The sequence below is a fragment of the Streptomyces ureilyticus genome (genome assembly GCF_011045025.1).
Taxonomy (GTDB): domain Bacteria; phylum Actinomycetota; class Actinomycetes; order Streptomycetales; family Streptomycetaceae; genus Streptomyces; species Streptomyces ureilyticus.
The window spans coordinates 1-15,820 of the sequence record NZ_JAAKZX010000214.1 but is presented as its reverse complement, the minus strand read 5'-3'; the positions used below and the strand labels follow the sequence as shown (position 1 = coordinate 15,820).

Below are 15,820 nucleotides of genomic sequence, written 5' to 3'. Positions count from 1 at the left end.
CCTGTCGGCCCTCAACGTCGTGGAGGGCTCCGTACGGCTCGCCGCGCAGGCGTTCCTCACCGCACTTCCGTTGCTGATGACCGTCGCGGCGTTCGCCCCGGCGACACGCTGCTCCTGTGCACGGGCGGCCTGGCCGAACCGCTGCGCGGCGAACCCGAACTCGCCCACCACCTGACGGACCGCTGGGCCGACACGGAGCCACCCGGCATGGCGGCCTTCCTCGCCGACGTCCAAGTGAGGGTCAAGGGGTACGCCGACGACCGCACGGCGGCAGCGGTCTGGGAGGCGTGACGCCTGTGCCTCGGGCGACCAGGGGTGCTCTGGGGGCGACCTGGGTGTGACCTGAGGGTGGCCGACTTCTGTCGGAATGTCCCTTCCCGTACGGGGAACCCGTGGCCGTATCGCAGGTAGTTGACCATTCGACATGACTGGCCCGTGCCCGGCGGGGCATGCATCCCGTGTACGTGTTCGAGTAAGCGGGGGCGACGTCGGCGTGCGGGCGGGGGTCATGAAGAGGCAGGCGCGAGGGGGCGGTCCCGTGGTATCCGGGGCGTTCTCGATGAAGACGGTGAAGGCAGCGAAGGAATCGGGGAACAACGCGACGGATCAGCGCGGCGGTCCGCAGCTCAGGCGCAGACTGCGGCGGGCCGATCTGCGGGCCGTGCCCGAAGTGCGCAGAGCGCTACGGGAGTTGCTCTCGCACTGGGGGAGGCCCGGCAGGTCCGAGACGGCGGAACTGCTGACCAGCGAACTCGTCACCAACGCCCTCGTCCACACCGACACCGACGCGGTGCTCACGGCCACCGTCGGCCCGCGTGGACTCCGGGTGGAGGTACGGGACTTCCTGGGCCGCAAGCCGAGTCTGCGGCAGACGAACGCCGACGAGGGCACGCATGGACGAGGCCTGGTGCTCGTACAGTCACTCGCGGACGAGTGGGGCGTACGGCCGCACGACGTGGGCAAGTCGGTGTGGTTCGAACTGAACGGCGGCGCGGCCTAGTTCAGGCCACGCCGCCGCAGAAAGTAAGGCCACGAGGTGGGGGAAAGCCTCAGGGGAGCAACGGCATCAGCGTCGGCATCCGCACCGGCATCAGCGTCGGAATCGGTCCTCAGCCGAACTGCTGCTCCAGGTCCTTGAGCTTGCGCTCCAGGGAGTCGAGCCGCGGCAGAGCCATCGTGTCGTCCTCGGCCGTGAGGTCGACCGTGACCGGCTCGGCGCCGCTTCCGCTTCTAACGGCCGCGAGGGAGGGACGGGGGGCGCGCATGGGCAGCGGTTCCGGCGTCGATATGGCAGGCTCCGCGGCGACTTGAGCCGGGGCCGCGGGGGCCTGCACCGCCTGCACCTCGACCTGCCTGCCGCCGCGCCCGATCAGTCCGCCGCGGTGGCCGCGGGTGAGCGCCTTGATACGGGCCCGGTCCAGCCGCTCCTGGTCGCGCCGGCGCTGCCGGTCCTGCTCCTTCTGTCGCTTGTCCTCGCGCACTTCCTCGACCGCCTCGTCCAGGCTGCGCACACCCTCGAGGAGCATCAGCGACCAGGCGCCGTACGTCTCACGGGGAGCACGCAGCCAGCGGACGATCCGGATCTGCGGCAACGGGCGGGGCACCAGGCCCTGCTCGCGAAGTGCCGCCCGGCGGGTCTGCTTGAGGGCCCGGTCGAACAGCACCGCCGCCGACAGCGACATGCCGGCGAAGAAGTGCGGGGCGCCCGCGTGACCGGCGCCCCGGGGCGCGTGCACCCAGTTGAACCAGGCGGCGGCGGCCGCGAACGTCCACACAAGTATGCGCGAACCGAGGGCCGCGTCGCCGTGGCTGGCCTCGCGTACCGCGAGCACCGAGCAGAACATCGCGGCGCCGTCCAGGCCGAACGGAACGAGGTACTGCCAGCCGCCGGAGAGATTCAGATTCTGCTCACCGAAGCCGACCAGTCCATGGAAGGAGAGCGCTGCGGCGACCGCGGCGCAGCAGAACAGCAGCACATAGGAGGCGGTGCCGTAGATGGCCTCCTTGCGCCTGCGTCGTTCTTCGCTGCGCTCCCAAGAGTCGTCGGCTTCCGCTGCTTTCTCCCCGGCGCGCTTGCCGCGCGCGAGCACCGCAACCGCCGCCAGCATGCCCAGGAGCAGTACGGCGCCCGGAAGCAGCCAGTTAAGCGATATGTCGGTCAGTCTCATCTGGGGTCCCTTGCATTGGGATAGGGCGTAACGCCCGCCATAGTGGCCCAATCCCGTCGGCCCTCAGGGGGTTTCGGCGCAAGAGGCCGCCAAGGGAGTGCAAGGGGATGCGCAGGGCGACGTTCTGCTCGAACTGCCGGTCGAGGGACAGGAGTTGAGTGCGAATAAGACTACCGGTAACGATGGTTCCACGGATAGTTCCTGCGACAAGTGAGGAAGTTGTGAATCGCCTGTAACCAGCGGGGGCCGGTAAAGGACCGACGAGGGCTGTTTTGAGCCCCAGGGCGTCAACCGGCAGCTTGTGCGGTCAGCTTCTCGATGCGGAGCTCGTCGCTGTTGCGGGGGCAGTTGGCGCAGGTGTCCTCGGGCTCGATGGTGTAGAAGAAGCAGCAGCTGGCGCGGTCGCGGGTGGGCAGCGACTCGCCGCAGGGGCCGGTCAGTTGGCGGAACGCGGCGGTGCCGACGTACGGGCGGGTCGTGCCCGGGAGCAGCCGCTCCAGCTCGGCCAGCACGCGCTGCTCCTCGCCGAGTTGCTGACCGATGTAGTGGAGGCTCTCGACCAGGTCGTCGGTCACCGTGCCCCACAGGGCGCGGCCACGGCGGCGCATCCGGGGGCCGAAGCCGCCGAGTACCGGTTCCAGGTGCTCGGCGACGGCCGTCCGTACCTCCTCGCGCAGGGCCTCCTCGTCCGGTACGACTCGGGCGCCGGGCAGCGTGGCCGCAGGGTCGTCCGGCAGGCAGGCGAATGCGCCGACCCGCACCGTCATGCGGCCGAGCTCGCGCTGGTAGGAGACGTTCTCCACGGGGATACGGGGCACGCGGCGCAGCAGGAACCACGGCACTGTGAAGAGGAGGCAGGCCGGCCAGGCGTACCGGTGCAGGCCGAAGCTGGCGATGACGTCGGGGCGGGCCTGCTGTCCGTAGTCCTTGAGTACCTGTGCGTCGTCCCACGCGAGGAACGCGTCGAGGCCGGGTCCGCCCGCCGCGAGCTGGTCGACGGCGAACCATCCGCCGTCCCGCGGCGTCTCGTGCTCGGGACCGAGCTCCGTAATGCCCAGGTACGGATAGGCCTCGGTCAGGCGGTCGTACGCCTCCGTGACGACCATGTGCGGACCACCCATCACGCTCGGCTGCCAGGTAAGGCTTACCTTATCCGATGTGGTCGAGGTTTGAACTGCCGCCCGTTCCGCCTATCGTGCAGGCTTACGACCACATCACCCGCAATAGCCACAAGTACCGCCAACTCCGGAGGAGGCTCCCGTGAACCAGGCCGGCCCGAGTAACGGCTCCGCCGGGGATACGGGGGGTACGGGGGATACGTTCACGCAGGCTCGCTCCGAGCCGGACGCCCGCCCGAGGACGGGGGCTACCGGCGATACGTCGACGCAGGCCCGCTCCGAGCCCGACTCCCGCCCGAGGACCGGGGCGGGGGCGGCCAGGGTGCCTCCGCAGCAGGGTGCGGGGGATGCGGGCCGGGAGCTTACGCGCGGCGCTGCAGGCAGCCGCGCCGGGGCACGTCCCGGGAGCGGTACGCCACAGGGCGCTGCCCCGCACTCGGACTCCGCCCGGGGCGAGCACACCCACAGCGAGACCCCGATCCCGGGGCCACGCGCGGGGCACGGGCGCCCGCAGGCCGGTGCGACGAGCGGGCCCGCTCTGGCCGACCCGGGCGGGCCCGCGCGGGCCCGCCAGCCGGTAGCCCCCCGGCCCGTCGTCCGGCGGTCCTCCGTCCGGGGCCAGATCCTCGACGCCCTCCGCGCCGCCCTCGTGGGCGGCGAGCTCGAGCCCGGCGAGGTCTACTCCGCCCCCGTGCTCGGCGAGCGCTTCGGGGTGTCCGCGACTCCCGTGCGCGAAGCCATGCAGCAGCTCGCGGTCGAGGGGGCCGTCGAGGTGGTGCCGAACCGGGGGTTCCGGGTCGTCGAGCGTGGGGCGCGGGAACTGGCCGAGCTTGCCGAGATCCGGGTGCTGCTCGAAGCGCCCGTGATGCAGCGGCTGGCCCGTAACGTGCCCGCCGAGCGCTGGGCGGAGTTGCGCCCGCTCGCCGAGGCGACGGCGCGGGCCGCGGCCACCGGCTGCCGGGCGACGTACGTCGAGTCCGACCGCGCCTTCCACCGCGCGGTGCTCGCCCTCTCGGGCAACGAGCAGCTGGTACGGATCGCGGACGACCTGCACCGCCGCGCTCAGTGGCCTGCCGTCACCGGGCCCGCCTCCCGCGGCCGCGTCGCCCTGATCGCGCACGCGGCCGAACACGCCGCGCTTCTCGACGCGTTGAGCAACGAGGATCTGGCGGCGACGCAGGCCCTTGTGCGGGATCACTTCGCCGGGGCGTAGGCGCTCCGCTGGAGGTGCAGGGTGCAGGTGCAGGTGCAGTGATTCGCCTGCGTGCCGCAAATCGACACAGCCCCGCGCCCCTGAAGAGGCCTGCGGCCTCCGTCGGGGCACGGGGCCGCGCCGGACTTCACCAGGCCGCCCAGCGCGGCACCCTCACGCCGCACCCGCCGGCGGAGCCAACCGCGGTGCCAGCCACGTCGGTACGCCCCCGAGGAGCCGGAACAGGCGTGCCGCCTCGGCCCGTAGCCGGGACGCGTCCGGTTCGGTCTCGGCGTCGGCGAGGGAGGCCAGTGCGGGTGCCGTGCCGACCAGGTAGCCCAACTCCTCGCGGATCCGGAGCGATTCGCTGAAGCCGTGCCGGGCCTCCGCCAACTCCCCTTCCCGCAGGGCCAGTCCGGCGAGGTGACGCCACGTGAAGGAGAGCAGCAGCGCGTCGCCCTGGGCGGTCGCGCCGGCGTGGGCGCGGCGGTACGCGGCGCGGGCCGCCTGCGGAGAGTGCGCGAGGTTCTCGGCGAGGAGCCCGCGCCGGAAGTCGAGCAGGGCCCGGCCCGCAGCGCTCGGCGCGATCAGTGCCGCGGCCCGGCCGAGCGCGGCCCGCGCCTCGTCCGCACGGTCCCGCACACCGAGCAGCGTGGCCGCGTACGCCAGCTGGCCGCGCTCGCAGGCCGCCGCACCCCGCTCCTCGTCACTCCGTGCCAGCGCCTCCGCCGTACGCAGCGCGTCCTCGGCCTCCGCCCAGCCCTGCTCGGTGTAGAGGCACCGCTCGACCAGGAGCGAGGCCCGCTGCAGCGCCGCGGGAGCCGTGACGGGTTCGAGGAGCGCGGCTGCGTCGGCCCAGCAGGCACGCGAGCGCAGCCGCCATACCGCGGTCTGGAGTGGATCGTCCCCTGCAGTCGTTCCGTAACCAGACATGCCAGACATGGCGGGATACGCCACGTTGCCCTCCCCGAGCACACCATTGAGCTGTTGAGTGGTGGCCGCATCTCAGCATGAATGGGCGTGCCTGGCCAAGGGGGTGGGTGAAGGATTTCACAAAGTCATGGTGGAAGGAATGGCACTTCGTGCCTCCAGATCCACATCCCCATGACCTCAGCTCATCCGCAACGCCAGGAAGAAGTCCAGCTTGTCCTCGAGCCGCGAGAGGTCACGACTCGTCAACTGCTCGATGCGGCCCACCCGGTAGCGCAGCGTGTTGACGTGCAGATGCAGGCGGCCCGCGCACCGCGTCCAGGAGCCGTCGCAGTCGAGAAACGCCTCGAGGGTGGGGATCAGCTCGGCGCGATGCCGGCGGTCGTAGTCCCGTAGGGGATCGAGGAGTCGCGCCGTGAAGGCCCGGCGTACGTCGTCCGGCACGAACGGCAGGAGCAGCACATGCGAGGCCAGCTCCTGGTGCCCCGCCGCGCACACCCGGCCGGGACGGGCGGCGGCGACCCGGCGGGCGTGCCGGGCCTCCTCCAGCGCGCCCCGCAGGCCCTCCGCCGAGTGCACGGCCGCGCTGACGCCGAGCGTGAGCCGGCCGTCGTCGTTCAGGCCCGCCGACAGCGGGCCGCGGACGGCCGCCAGCAGCGCGTCGGCGAGCAGACCCGACTCCGAGCCGTCGTGTTCCGAGGTCACCGCCGGCAGCGGTACGAGCGCGATCGCCTCCTCGCCCGTATGGGCCACCGCGATCCGGTCGGACGGCTCGGCCCCGGACGACAGCGGATCGACGAGGATCTCCTCAAGGAGCGACTGGGCGACTGCCCCGGCCCCGATCTCCCCGCCGTCCCACTCGACACGGGCCACCACGACCTGCCAGTGCGGGGCCGCACCGAGCCCCGGCAGCAGCACGGGCGCGGCAACCCGCAGCCGCGCCGCGATCTCCGCGGGCGCCGCCCCGCTCTGCACCAACTCCAGTACTTCCTGGGCGAGTCGGCGCCGCACCGTACGCGCCGCGTCCCGCCGGTCGCGCTCCACCGCGATCAGCTGCGTCACGCCGTGGAGCAGGTCGAGCCGCTCCTCCGGCCAGTCCCCGGCGTCCGCCTCCACCGCGAGCAGCCAGTCCGACAGCACGGTCTCCCGTACGTCGCGCGAGGCCGCCGCCCCGCGTCCGCTGCTGAGGATCGGGAAGAGGGAGTACGTCGTGCCGCCCACCGCCACGCGGTGCGGCCCGCGCCGCCCCGTGCGCACCGCCGCCAGGTGCTCGGCGGCCAGCTGGGCGCGGATCTCGGCGGGCGGCCGGGCCCCCGCGAGGTTCGAGCCCGCGATCGCGCGTCCGGCAGGGGACAGTACCCAGGCCCGTAGATCCAGATCGGAGCCGAGCAGGTCCAGGACCACGTCCGGGCCGCCGCCCGCCGGGCCGGAGGTCATCATCCGCCGGTGCCGGTCCACCACGGCCGCCAGATCCCCGGCCCGCTCGCCCGAGACCTGCCGTACGACATGCTCGGTGATCGTCGCGAAGGCCACCGACTCATCGACGGCGAACAGCGGCAGCCGGCGCCGGGCGCAGGCCAGCACCAGATCGTCGGGGATGTCACCCAGCTCGGCCTCACCGGCCGCCAGGGCCGCGACCCCGGCGGCCACGAGGATGCGTACGAAAGGCTCGGAGTCCGCAGCCCCGCGCCGCCACGCGAGACCCGTAAGGACCAGTTCACCGCCCGAGAGATAGCGGCTGGGGTCGCGCAGATCCGTGGTCATCACCCCGCGCACGGTGCGGTCCAGCTCGTCCTCGCCGCCGAGCAGCCTGAGGCCCAGCGCATCGGTGTCCAGCAGTGCGCGCAGCCGCATTCTCGTCGCCGCCGTTCCTTGTCTGGAAATCTTTGGTTCCCGGGGGGACCGCGTCCGATGTTTCCCGAGAAAAACGATGAGGTTGCCGACGTCCCCCGTTCGGACGAATCTACAAGAACGTCGCCCTGGCCAGCCGACTCCTTCATGGTTTCCGTGACTGACCCAGGTGGGGGACCCCGGGGTGTACTGGACTCAAGCCTTGTGAACAGCTCCTGATCGAGCCGATACCGCCGCCGTCCCCGGTCTGGCTCAAACGGAACGCCCTCAAACGGAACGCCCCACGATACGAAGAAGAGAGCCCCTCATGGACTTCCTTCGCCCCGGCAGCTGGGAGGAGGCGCTCGCCGCGAAAGCCGAGCACCCCACCGCTGTGCCGATTGCGGGCGGCACCGATGTGATGGTCGAGATCAACTTCGATCACCGCCGGCCCGAGTACCTCCTGGACCTCAACCGCATCGGCGATCTCTACGCATGGGAGGTCGGCGAGGACAGCGTGCGGCTCGGCGCCTCGGTCCCGTACACCAAGATCATGGAGCACCTGCGGGCCGAACTGCCCGGCCTCGCCCTCGCCTCGCACACCGTGGCTTCCCCGCAGATCCGCAACCGCGGCGGCGTAGGCGGCAACCTCGGCACCGCCTCCCCGGCCGGCGACGCCCACCCCGCACTCCTCGCGGCGGGCGCCGAGGTCGAGGCCGAGTCCGTACGAGGCTCCCGCCGCATCCCGATCGACGACTTCTACACCGGCGTGAAGCGCAACGCGCTCGCCGCCGATGAGCTGATCAGGGCCGTACACATCAAGAAGGCGGACGGGCCGCAGCAGTTTTCGAAGGTCGGCACGCGGAACGCGATGGTGATCGCGGTGTGTGCCTTCGGGCTGGCCCTGCACCCGTCGTCGCGCACGGTCCGCACCGGCATCGGCTCGGCCGCGCCCACGCCCGTCCGGGCCAGGACGGCCGAGGAGTTCCTGAACGCGGCGCTCGAAGAGGGCGGCTTCTGGGACAACGGCAAGATCATCACCCCGTCGGTCGCCAAGGAGTTCGCGCAATTGTGCGCCGCCGCCTGCAACCCGATCGACGACGTCCGGGGCACCGCCGACTACCGCCGCCACGCGGTGGGCATCATGGCCCGCCGCACGCTGACCTGGACCTGGGAGTCGTACCGCGGCACCGCCGCACACACGGAGGGAGTCGCGTAATGCGCGTCAATTTCACGGTCAACGGCCGCCCTCAGGAAGCCGACGACGTCTGGGAGGGCGAGTCCCTGCTGTATGTGCTGAGGGAGCGCCTGGGTCTGCCGGGTGCCAAGAACGCCTGCGAGCAGGGGGAGTGCGGCTCGTGCACGGTACGGCTCGACGGCGTACCGGTGTGCTCGTGTCTGGTCGCGGCGGGCCAGGTGGAGGGCCGCGAGGTGGTCACGGTGGAGGGTCTTGCGGAGTACGCGCGGCAGCGTGACGCGGGATGCCGGTCCGGTTCCTGCGGTACGTCCCTCGATGAGGCCCAACGGTGGGCCGCGCACGGCACCGACTCCCAGACTGGCGAGGGCACCCAACTCTCCCCGGTCCAGCAGGCGTTCATCGACGCGGGCGCGGTGCAGTGCGGCTTCTGCACCCCCGGTCTGCTGGTCGCGGCCGACGAGATGCTGGAGCGCAACCCGACTCCGACGGACGAGGACATCCGCGAGGCCCTGTCCGGCAACCTCTGCCGCTGCACCGGCTACGAGACGATCATGAACGCGGTCCGCCTCGCGGCCGCCCGGCAGTCGGAGGCGGTCTGAGCATGGCCGGCACCAACGCTCCCCTCGGCACTCCCACCAAGGTCACCCAGGGCTCACAGACCAAGGGCGGCATCGGCGAGTCCACACTCCGCCCTGACGGCACACTCAAGGTCACCGGCGAGTTCGCGTACTCCTCCGACATGTGGCACGAGGACATGCTGTGGGGCCAGATCCTTCGCGCCCCGGTGGCCCACGCGGAGATCGTGTCGATCGACACCTCCGAAGCCCTCGCTCAGGCCGGCGTCTACGCCGTCATGACGTACGACGACCTGCCGACCGACGTGCGGCACTACGGACTGGAGTTCCCGGACACCCCCGTACTGGCCCATGGCCGCGTACGCCACCACGGCGAGCCCGTCGCGATCGTCGCCGCCGACCATCCGGAGACCGCACGCCGCGCCGCCGCCAAGATCAAGGTGGAGTACCGCGAACTCCCGGTCATCACGGATGAGTTGACAGCGACCGCCCCCAACGCCCCGCTGATCCATGAGGACCGGACCGACCACTACGCGGGCCATGTGGAGCACCCCAACATCCTCCACCGCCAGCCGATCATCCGCGGAGACGTCGAGGAGGCCCGCCACCGCGCCGACTTCATCGTCACCGGCGAGTACACCTTCGGCATGCAGGACCAGGCCTTCCTCGGCCCGGAGTCCGGTCTCGCGGTCCCCGCCGAGGACGGCGGCGTCGACCTCTACATCGCCACCCAGTGGCTGCACGCCGACCTCCGCCAGATCGCCCCCGTCCTCGGCCTGCCCGAGGAGAAGGTGCGGATGACGCTGTCCGGCGTCGGCGGCGCGTTCGGCGGACGCGAGGACCTGTCGATGCAGATCCACGCCTGCCTGCTGGCGCTGCGCACGGGCAAGCCGGTGAAGATCGTCTATAACCGCTTCGAGTCCTTCTTCGGCCACGTCCACCGCCACCCCGCGAAGCTCTTCTACGAGCACGGGGCAACGAAGGACGGCAAGTTGACGCATCTGAAGGCCCGTATCGTCCTGGACGGCGGCGCGTACGCCTCGACCTCAGCGGCCGTCGTCGGCAACGCGGCCTCGCTCGGCGCGGGCCCGTACGTCATCGACAACGTCGACATCGAAGCCCTCGCGCTCTACACCAACAACCCGCCCTGCGGCGCGATGCGCGGCTTCGGCGCCGTGCAGGCCTGCTTCGCGTACGAGGCGCAGATGGACAAGCTCGCCGACAAAGTGGGCATGGACCGGGTCGAGTTCCGCCGGCTCAACGCCATGGAGCAGGGCACGATCATGCCGACCGGCCAGCCCGTCGACTCACCCGCCCCGGTCGCCGAACTCCTGCGCCGCGTCAAGGCGATGCCCCTGCCACCGGAACGCCAGTGGGAGAGCTCCGAGGGCGCCGACGTACGGCAGCTGCCGGGCGGCCTGTCCAACACCACGCACGGCGAAGGCGTCGTACGAGGTGTCGGTTACGCGGTCGGCATCAAGAACGTCGGCTTCTCCGAGGGCTTCGACGACTACTCAACTGCCCGCGTTCGCATGGAAGTTGTGGGAGGAGAGCCAGTCGTCACCGTCCATACGGCGATGGCGGAGGTCGGTCAGGGCGGAGTCACCGTCCATGCGCAGATCGCCCGCACCGAGCTCGGCGTCACGCAGGTGACGATCCAGCCGGCCGACACACAGGTGGGTTCCGCGGGCTCGACTTCGGCATCACGTCAGACGTACGTCACTGGCGGCGCCGTCAAGAACGCCTGCGAACTGGTCCGCGAGCGGGTCCTGGAGATCGGGCGCCGCAAGTTCGGTACGTACCACCCCGCTTGGGCCACCGCCGAGCTGCTGCTGGAGGGCGGCAAGGTCGTCACCGACGCCGGTGAGGTGCTGGCCGACCTGGCGGACGTACTCGAGGACGAGGCGGTCGAGGTCGAGGAGGAGTGGCGGCACCGGCCGACGGAACCGTTCGACCGGCATACCGGGCAGGGCTTTGGACACGTGCAGTATTCGTTCGCCGCGCACCGGGCCGTGGTCGAGGTCGACACCGAGCTGGGGCTGGTGAAGGTGATTGAGCTGGCCTGCGCCCAGGACGTCGGCAAGGCCCTCAACCCGCTGTCCGTCGTCGGCCAGATCCAGGGCGGTACGACCCAGGGCCTGGGCATGGCGGTGATGGAGGAGATCCTCGTCGACCCCAAGACGGCGAAGGTCCGCAACCCGTCCTTCACGGACTACCTGATCCCCACGATCCTGGACACGCCGACGATGCCCGTCGACGTGCTCGAACTGGCCGACGCGCATGCGCCGTACGGGCTGCGGGGCGCGGGTGAGGCTCCGACCTTGTCGTCAACTCCGGCCGTGCTGGCGGCTATTCGGAAAGCGACGGGGCTGGAGCTGAACAGGACGCCGGTACGGCCTGAGCACCTCACCGGCACCTGATCCTCCGGGTGGGGACGCGAGAGGAGACCGAGACATGCTGGACATCGCCGAAGAGCTGAACCGGTGGGTCGAGGAGGGCCGCTACTTCGCCGTGGCCACCGTGGTGGCCGTCAGCGGCAGCGCTCCGCGCGGGCCGGGCGCGGCCCTCGCGGTGGACTCCGAGGGCACGGCGATCGGCTCGGTCTCCGGCGGCTGCGTGGAGGGGGCGGTGTACGAGCTGTGCCAACAGGCGTTGGCGGACAGGGAGTCGGTCCCGGTTCTGGAGCGCTTCGGGTACAGCGACGAGGACGCCTTCGCGGTGGGCCTGACGTGCGGCGGCGTCATCGACATCCTGGTGACGCCGGTACGCGCCTCGGCTCCCGGGCGGGAGGTGTTCGCGTCGGCGCTGTCCGCGGCTGCCCGCGGGGAGGCGGCGGCGGTCGCGCGCGTGGTCTCCGGCCCGGGGGAGTTGCTGGGCCGCGCGCTGCTCGTACGATCCGACGGCTCGTCGGGCTCGTCGGGCTCGTCCGGCTCGTCTGGCACCTCCGGCACGCTTCGCTCATACGGCTCGTACGAGGGCGGATTCGGCGCCCATCCCGAGCTGGACCGCACGGTGGCGGCCGAGGCGGGTGCTTTCCTGGACACGGGCCGCACCGGCACCCTGGAGATCGGAGAGCAGGGCTCTCGTTGCGGAGCGCCGCTCACGGTGCTGGTCGAGTCATCGGTGCCGCCACCACGGATGCTCGTCTTCGGCGCGATCGACTTCGCCTCGGCGCTGGTGCGCATCGGCAAGTTCCTCGGGTACCACGTGACGGTCTGCGACGCGCGTCCCGTCTTCGCGACGGCGGCCCGCTTCCCGGACGCGGACGAGGTCGTGGTCGACTGGCCGCACCGCTACCTGGAGCGGACGCCGGTGGACGCCCGTACGGTCCTGTGCGTCCTGACCCACGACGCCAAGTTCGACGTACCGCTGCTGCGGCTGGCGCTGCGACTGCCGGTGGCGTACGTCGGGGCGATGGGCTCCCGGCGCACGCACCTGGACCGGAACGAGCGGCTGCGCGAAGCCGGCGTGACTGAGCTGGAGTTGGCACGGCTCAAGTCGCCGATCGGGCTGGATCTCGGGGCGCGTACGCCTGAGGAGACGGCGCTGTCGATCGCGTCGGAGATTGTCGCCAACCGGCGTGGCGGCAGCGGGGTTTCACTGACTGGGGCGCATACGCCGATCCATCATGACGCGACGTCGGCGACGGCCCCGGCGGGGCGGATCGGGTCGGTGGCCTGACGCCTGACGCCTGACGCCTGACGTCTGATGCCTGACGCCCGGACGCGATCATCGTTGCGTATGCTGCCGGGCATGTTGAGGCTCGAGCGGCTCCGGGAAGACCACGCGCCTGCTCTGCTGGCTTTCGAGCAGGAGAACCGGGAGTACTTCGCGCGGTCCGTGCCGGATCGGGGTGACGCGTTCTTCGCCGAGTTCACCTCCCGCCACCTCGCCCGCCTCGCCGAGCAGGATGCCGGTGAATGCCACTTCCATGTCGTCCTCAACGAGCAGGGGGACCTGATCGGCCGCGTCAACCTCGTCGACGTCGACGAGGACGGCGCCGAACTCGGCTACAGGATGGCCGAGCGCGCCACGGGCCGGGGCGTCGCGACCGCCGCGGTCGCGGAGGCGTGCCGCCTCGCCGCCACGACTTACCGGCTCTCCGCCCTCAGGGCGCGCACCACCCTCGACAACCCGGCGTCCATGACCGTGCTCGCACGGAACGGCTTCACCCCGGCGGGGGACATCACGCTCGATGGACGCCCTGGCATCCGGTACCGGCGTCGGATTGCCGCCATTGACTGATCGCCCACATCGGGGTCGGGGTCGGGATGCGTCAGACCTGAGCTTGCCAGTGCAGCTCCTCCGGCCTGAAGGCTTCTCGTTTCACCCGGGCTGACGCGTCAGCCGGTGTCAGACGTTGAGGGTCCGGCGCGCGGCGCTGATGGCCCGGTGCGCGTCGGCCCCGTACACGGCGGACTCCTTCAGCGTGTTCCAGGTACGGAGGTACGTGCTCACGCCGGCCTCGTCCTCGATCCACAGCTCGGAGTGCCAGGTCTCGACGATCACGCGGCTGTCGTCGTACATCCAGAACGCCGTCGCGGGCGGAATCTTGAGCGAGGCGCTGAACGGGATGATCCCCAGCTCGACCGTGTCCAGGCCGACCACCCCGGACAGTCGGTCGAGCTGTGCGGCCAGGACGGACGGTGGGCAGATCAGCGCCCGGAGAGCGGCTTCCCACATGATGAGGTGGAAACGCTTCGAGGGGTCGTACAGCGCGTCCTGCCGCTTGATGCGGGAGCGTACGGCTTCCTCTGTGTCCCGGGGCGACTGCTGGAGTTCGGCGTACCGGGTGAAGATGTGCCGGGCGTAGTCCGGTGTCTGGAGAATGCCCATGATCATGGAGGACTCCCAGCCCCGGAACACGGAAGCGTCGGAGTGCGCGGCCAGGTGGATGTCCTGGACGGGCTTGTGCCCTGAGGCGAGCTGTCGCCGCCATGACCGGATGTGCGACTCGAACCCTCTGAGCCTGGCGAGCAGTTCGTCATACGCGTCCGGCTGCCCGGTCCCCTCCGCCCACGCCCGCAGGTCTTCGGGCGTGGCGGTCTGCTTGCCGTTCTCCAACTTGCTGATCTTCGGCTGCGGCCAGCCGAGCCGCCGGGCCAGCCCGGAACCGGTGAGTCGTCCATCAGGGGCAGACAGCCGCAGCTCGCGCAGCCGTACCCCGAGCGCTTCGCGCGCCTGCTGGTAGTCCGTTGTCACCGGTTCCGCTCACCTGCTTGCTTCTGCCTACTTCGCGGCCAGACCAGCCGCGAACTCCTCGTACGGAACGGCGTAGTGCCAGGCGCCATCGCGCGCCTGGGCGTACCGGTTGACCTCGACCGGCTCCGTGATCAGCTCCACGCTGACGAGGTTGTCGGCCTCGTCGAAGTTGAGCCGGGCCACCAGGCGCGAGTCGAAGATCCAGAAGTCCTCGTCGGGGAGCTGGAGTCGTTCGGCGTCGGCGCGCCATAGGTTTCGGATGTCCTCGCCGACGGCGCTGTTCCGCCGGGCGTTGTCGAGCAGGTAGAGCTGCCCGGGGGTGGGCGGGTTGTCGACGATGCGTACGCGCTCGAAGCGCTTGCCCAGCGCGGTCTGTTCACGGCGCTCCGCGCACCATTCGGTGTCGACGCCCTCCCAGTTCAGGGGCTCGCCCCGGCTGAACTGCGCGTAGGTGTCGGTCACTTCGTCGGACGCGTACCGGCGGCGGGTCTCCAGCCGCCAGGCCGTGTGCTCGAACTGGGTGAACAGCCGGTCGAACTCATCCAGCCCGATGATGTCCGGCACGCGGGTGACCTCCTTGGGGCCGAAGTCGATGAGCAGTTCGCGAGGTACCACGACGGGTACCTCGCCCTCCCCGAGACGTCGCAGGCGGGCGATGTCGTCAGGGTCGGTGAGTGCCGGTCCATGGATGATCACTTCGCCGGTGTCAAGGTCTTCGTGCACGGCGGGGCAGCCGTTCACGCCGCTGCCCGTGCCGTTGAAACGCAATCGTCGGGCCATGATCAGGTCCTTTCATCGGGGACTGATCCATTCATGATCACCGTGCTCGGGACCGGGTGGTACAGGTACGCCGTGCCCTCGTGGATATAAACGGCTATAGGTAACTCAGTATCGCGAATAACTGAGTATAGATGCTAGCCCTCTCAACAGGGCCTCACCGAGGCTGAATTCATGGCAACAGCGCGGCAAGAGCCGAACACCACGGACGTCACAGCGGCGGTCGAAACTCTGCGGAAAGCACTGACGGCGGCGGGGATCGTGCTGCCGTCGCTGGGGGCGGACGTGGCGTCGCCCTCACTGAACCTGATCACGCTCGGCCGGGTGCGCGCGGATGTCGCGCTGCGGCTGGCCGATGTGATCCAGCGGGGGTGCGCATGAACGGATACACGCCGGAGATCGGTGATCTCGTATGGGACGAGGCGACGCGCAAGGTCGGTCGGGTCATGGACCGCGTCGGCCCATGCTGGCAGCTCAAGCCGCCCGGTGGCGGGCGGGAATGGGACGCGCGTGGCCTGCTGAGGCCCGCCACGACGGCCGAGAGGCTGTCGGCCGGCGTGGCCTTGGCCAATGCGCGGAGCCGGGGAGAGCTGCCGTGAGCGGAGTGGAGTGGCAATGGTGCGACGGCGGCGGTGGCGTGAGCCACCTACAGGCGGTGGTCAGCGATGGCGAACACGCCCGGCACCAAACGGCGTACCGCGCGTACGTCGAGCATGCCTCGTCGTGCCCCGACTGCGTGGAGGGCATTTGCCATGCGGCGCGGAAGCTGTGGCGGGTGGTGAAGGGACGCGCGGAGCCCGACGGGTAGGGCGCCGGGCAGCGGGCGGGCG

16 protein-coding genes and 1 pseudogene are annotated in these 15,820 nt (G+C 70.7%); 11 read left to right on the top strand and 6 right to left on the bottom strand.

Annotation, left to right across the window (positions count from 1 at the left end; genetic code table 11):
- Together G6048_RS39685 and G6048_RS39680 are read left to right on the top strand one after the other, a co-directional pair.
- Nucleotides 1–291 (top strand): annotated as a pseudogene (locus G6048_RS39685) (protein phosphatase 2C domain-containing protein); the annotation flags it as partial.
- Between the two features lie 268 nt (nucleotides 292–559).
- The gene (locus tag G6048_RS39680) at nucleotides 560–1,000 is read left to right on the top strand and encodes an ATP-binding protein (protein WP_165344456.1); all 441 of its coding nucleotides are present in this window, start codon (nucleotides 560–562) and stop codon (nucleotides 998–1,000) included.
- 109 nt (nucleotides 1,001–1,109) lie between these two features.
- Here the strand turns inward: G6048_RS39680 and G6048_RS39675 are convergent, their stop codons facing one another.
- Nucleotides 1,110–2,168, bottom strand: coding sequence for a DUF2637 domain-containing protein (locus tag G6048_RS39675; protein WP_165344455.1), 1,059 nt, complete (start codon nucleotides 2,166–2,168; stop codon nucleotides 1,110–1,112).
- Nucleotides 2,169–2,455: 287 nt separating this feature from the next.
- Nucleotides 2,456–3,289: a (2Fe-2S)-binding protein gene (locus G6048_RS39670; protein WP_165344454.1), complete on the bottom strand. Its 834-nt coding sequence runs from the start codon at nucleotides 3,287–3,289 to the stop codon at nucleotides 2,456–2,458.
- A 319-nt stretch (nucleotides 3,290–3,608) separates the two neighbouring features.
- On the opposite strand from G6048_RS39670, the gene G6048_RS39665 reads away from it, so the two are divergent.
- Nucleotides 3,609–4,499 (top strand): GntR family transcriptional regulator, encoded by an 891-nt coding sequence (locus G6048_RS39665; protein WP_165344458.1) that lies wholly within the window; start codon nucleotides 3,609–3,611, stop codon nucleotides 4,497–4,499.
- A gap of 153 nt (nucleotides 4,500–4,652) precedes the next feature.
- Here G6048_RS39665 and G6048_RS39660 read toward each other — a convergent pair whose 3' ends face one another.
- Together G6048_RS39660 and G6048_RS39655 are read right to left on the bottom strand one after the other, a co-directional pair.
- Nucleotides 4,653–5,411 (bottom strand): hypothetical protein, encoded by a 759-nt coding sequence (locus G6048_RS39660; RefSeq protein ID WP_206342707.1) that lies wholly within the window; start codon nucleotides 5,409–5,411, stop codon nucleotides 4,653–4,655.
- Between the two features lie 177 nt (nucleotides 5,412–5,588).
- Complete coding sequence (locus G6048_RS39655) at nucleotides 5,589–7,262, bottom strand: PucR family transcriptional regulator (RefSeq protein ID WP_165344452.1); 1,674 nt, start codon at nucleotides 7,260–7,262, stop codon at nucleotides 5,589–5,591.
- Between the two features lie 304 nt (nucleotides 7,263–7,566).
- On the opposite strand from G6048_RS39655, the gene G6048_RS39650 reads away from it, so the two are divergent.
- From G6048_RS39650 to G6048_RS39630, 5 genes are all read left to right on the top strand, one after another.
- Nucleotides 7,567–8,457 (top strand): FAD binding domain-containing protein, encoded by an 891-nt coding sequence (locus G6048_RS39650; protein ID WP_165344451.1) that lies wholly within the window; start codon nucleotides 7,567–7,569, stop codon nucleotides 8,455–8,457.
- Nucleotides 8,457–9,035 carry a (2Fe-2S)-binding protein gene (locus G6048_RS39645; RefSeq protein WP_165344450.1) on the top strand — a complete coding sequence of 193 codons (579 nt, stop codon included), beginning with the start codon at nucleotides 8,457–8,459 and terminating at the stop codon, nucleotides 9,033–9,035. The genes G6048_RS39650 and G6048_RS39645 overlap by 1 nt, the downstream gene beginning before the upstream one ends.
- A 2-nt stretch (nucleotides 9,036–9,037) precedes the next feature.
- Nucleotides 9,038–11,431 carry a xanthine dehydrogenase family protein molybdopterin-binding subunit gene (locus G6048_RS39640; protein ID WP_165344449.1) on the top strand — a complete coding sequence of 798 codons (2,394 nt, stop codon included), beginning with the start codon at nucleotides 9,038–9,040 and terminating at the stop codon, nucleotides 11,429–11,431.
- A 34-nt stretch (nucleotides 11,432–11,465) separates the two neighbouring features.
- Nucleotides 11,466–12,692 (top strand): XdhC family protein, encoded by a 1,227-nt coding sequence (locus G6048_RS39635; protein ID WP_165344448.1) that lies wholly within the window; start codon nucleotides 11,466–11,468, stop codon nucleotides 12,690–12,692.
- Nucleotides 12,693–12,764: 72 nt separating this feature from the next.
- Nucleotides 12,765–13,256 (top strand): GNAT family N-acetyltransferase, encoded by a 492-nt coding sequence (locus G6048_RS39630; RefSeq protein ID WP_165344447.1) that lies wholly within the window; start codon nucleotides 12,765–12,767, stop codon nucleotides 13,254–13,256.
- 108 nt (nucleotides 13,257–13,364) lie between these two features.
- Here the strand turns inward: G6048_RS39630 and G6048_RS39625 are convergent, their stop codons facing one another.
- Both G6048_RS39625 and G6048_RS39620 read right to left on the bottom strand, forming a co-directional pair.
- Nucleotides 13,365–14,213, bottom strand: coding sequence for a helix-turn-helix domain-containing protein (locus G6048_RS39625; RefSeq protein ID WP_165344446.1), 849 nt, complete (start codon nucleotides 14,211–14,213; stop codon nucleotides 13,365–13,367).
- Nucleotides 14,214–14,240: 27 nt separating this feature from the next.
- The gene (locus G6048_RS39620) at nucleotides 14,241–14,993 is read right to left on the bottom strand and encodes a DUF6879 family protein (protein WP_165344445.1); all 753 of its coding nucleotides are present in this window, start codon (nucleotides 14,991–14,993) and stop codon (nucleotides 14,241–14,243) included.
- Nucleotides 14,994–15,164: 171 nt separating this feature from the next.
- On the opposite strand from G6048_RS39620, the gene G6048_RS39615 reads away from it, so the two are divergent.
- From G6048_RS39615 to G6048_RS39605, 3 genes are read left to right on the top strand one after another with little or no spacing between them, the layout of a single operon-like run.
- Complete coding sequence (locus G6048_RS39615) at nucleotides 15,165–15,371, top strand: hypothetical protein (RefSeq protein WP_165344444.1); 207 nt, start codon at nucleotides 15,165–15,167, stop codon at nucleotides 15,369–15,371.
- Nucleotides 15,368–15,589, top strand: a complete 222-nt coding sequence (locus tag G6048_RS39610; RefSeq protein WP_165344443.1) for an H/ACA ribonucleoprotein complex subunit GAR1/NAF1 — start codon at nucleotides 15,368–15,370, stop codon at nucleotides 15,587–15,589. The genes G6048_RS39615 and G6048_RS39610 overlap by 4 nt, the downstream gene beginning before the upstream one ends.
- The gene (locus G6048_RS39605; protein ID WP_165344442.1) at nucleotides 15,586–15,798 is read left to right on the top strand and encodes a hypothetical protein; all 213 of its coding nucleotides are present in this window, start codon (nucleotides 15,586–15,588) and stop codon (nucleotides 15,796–15,798) included. The genes G6048_RS39610 and G6048_RS39605 overlap by 4 nt, the downstream gene beginning before the upstream one ends.
- Nucleotides 15,799–15,820 lie beyond the last annotated feature (22 nt).

Coding starts and splice junctions, on each gene's coding strand:
- G6048_RS39680 (WP_165344456.1), top strand. CDS start 560: ATGAAGACGGTGAAGGCAGCGAAGGAATCGGGGAACAACGCGACGGAT.
- G6048_RS39675 (WP_165344455.1), bottom strand. CDS start 2,168: ATGAGACTGACCGACATATCGCTTAACTGGCTGCTTCCGGGCGCCGTA.
- G6048_RS39670 (WP_165344454.1), bottom strand. CDS start 3,289: ATGGGTGGTCCGCACATGGTCGTCACGGAGGCGTACGACCGCCTGACC.
- G6048_RS39660 (WP_206342707.1), bottom strand. CDS start 5,411: ATGTCTGGTTACGGAACGACTGCAGGGGACGATCCACTCCAGACCGCG.
- G6048_RS39655 (WP_165344452.1), bottom strand. CDS start 7,262: ATGCGGCTGCGCGCACTGCTGGACACCGATGCGCTGGGCCTCAGGCTG.
- G6048_RS39650 (WP_165344451.1), top strand. CDS start 7,567: ATGGACTTCCTTCGCCCCGGCAGCTGGGAGGAGGCGCTCGCCGCGAAA.
- G6048_RS39645 (WP_165344450.1), top strand. CDS start 8,457: ATGCGCGTCAATTTCACGGTCAACGGCCGCCCTCAGGAAGCCGACGAC.
- G6048_RS39640 (WP_165344449.1), top strand. CDS start 9,038: ATGGCCGGCACCAACGCTCCCCTCGGCACTCCCACCAAGGTCACCCAG.
- G6048_RS39635 (WP_165344448.1), top strand. CDS start 11,466: ATGCTGGACATCGCCGAAGAGCTGAACCGGTGGGTCGAGGAGGGCCGC.
- G6048_RS39630 (WP_165344447.1), top strand. CDS start 12,765: ATGTTGAGGCTCGAGCGGCTCCGGGAAGACCACGCGCCTGCTCTGCTG.
- G6048_RS39620 (WP_165344445.1), bottom strand. CDS start 14,993: ATGGCCCGACGATTGCGTTTCAACGGCACGGGCAGCGGCGTGAACGGC.
- G6048_RS39615 (WP_165344444.1), top strand. CDS start 15,165: ATGGCAACAGCGCGGCAAGAGCCGAACACCACGGACGTCACAGCGGCG.
- G6048_RS39610 (WP_165344443.1), top strand. CDS start 15,368: ATGAACGGATACACGCCGGAGATCGGTGATCTCGTATGGGACGAGGCG.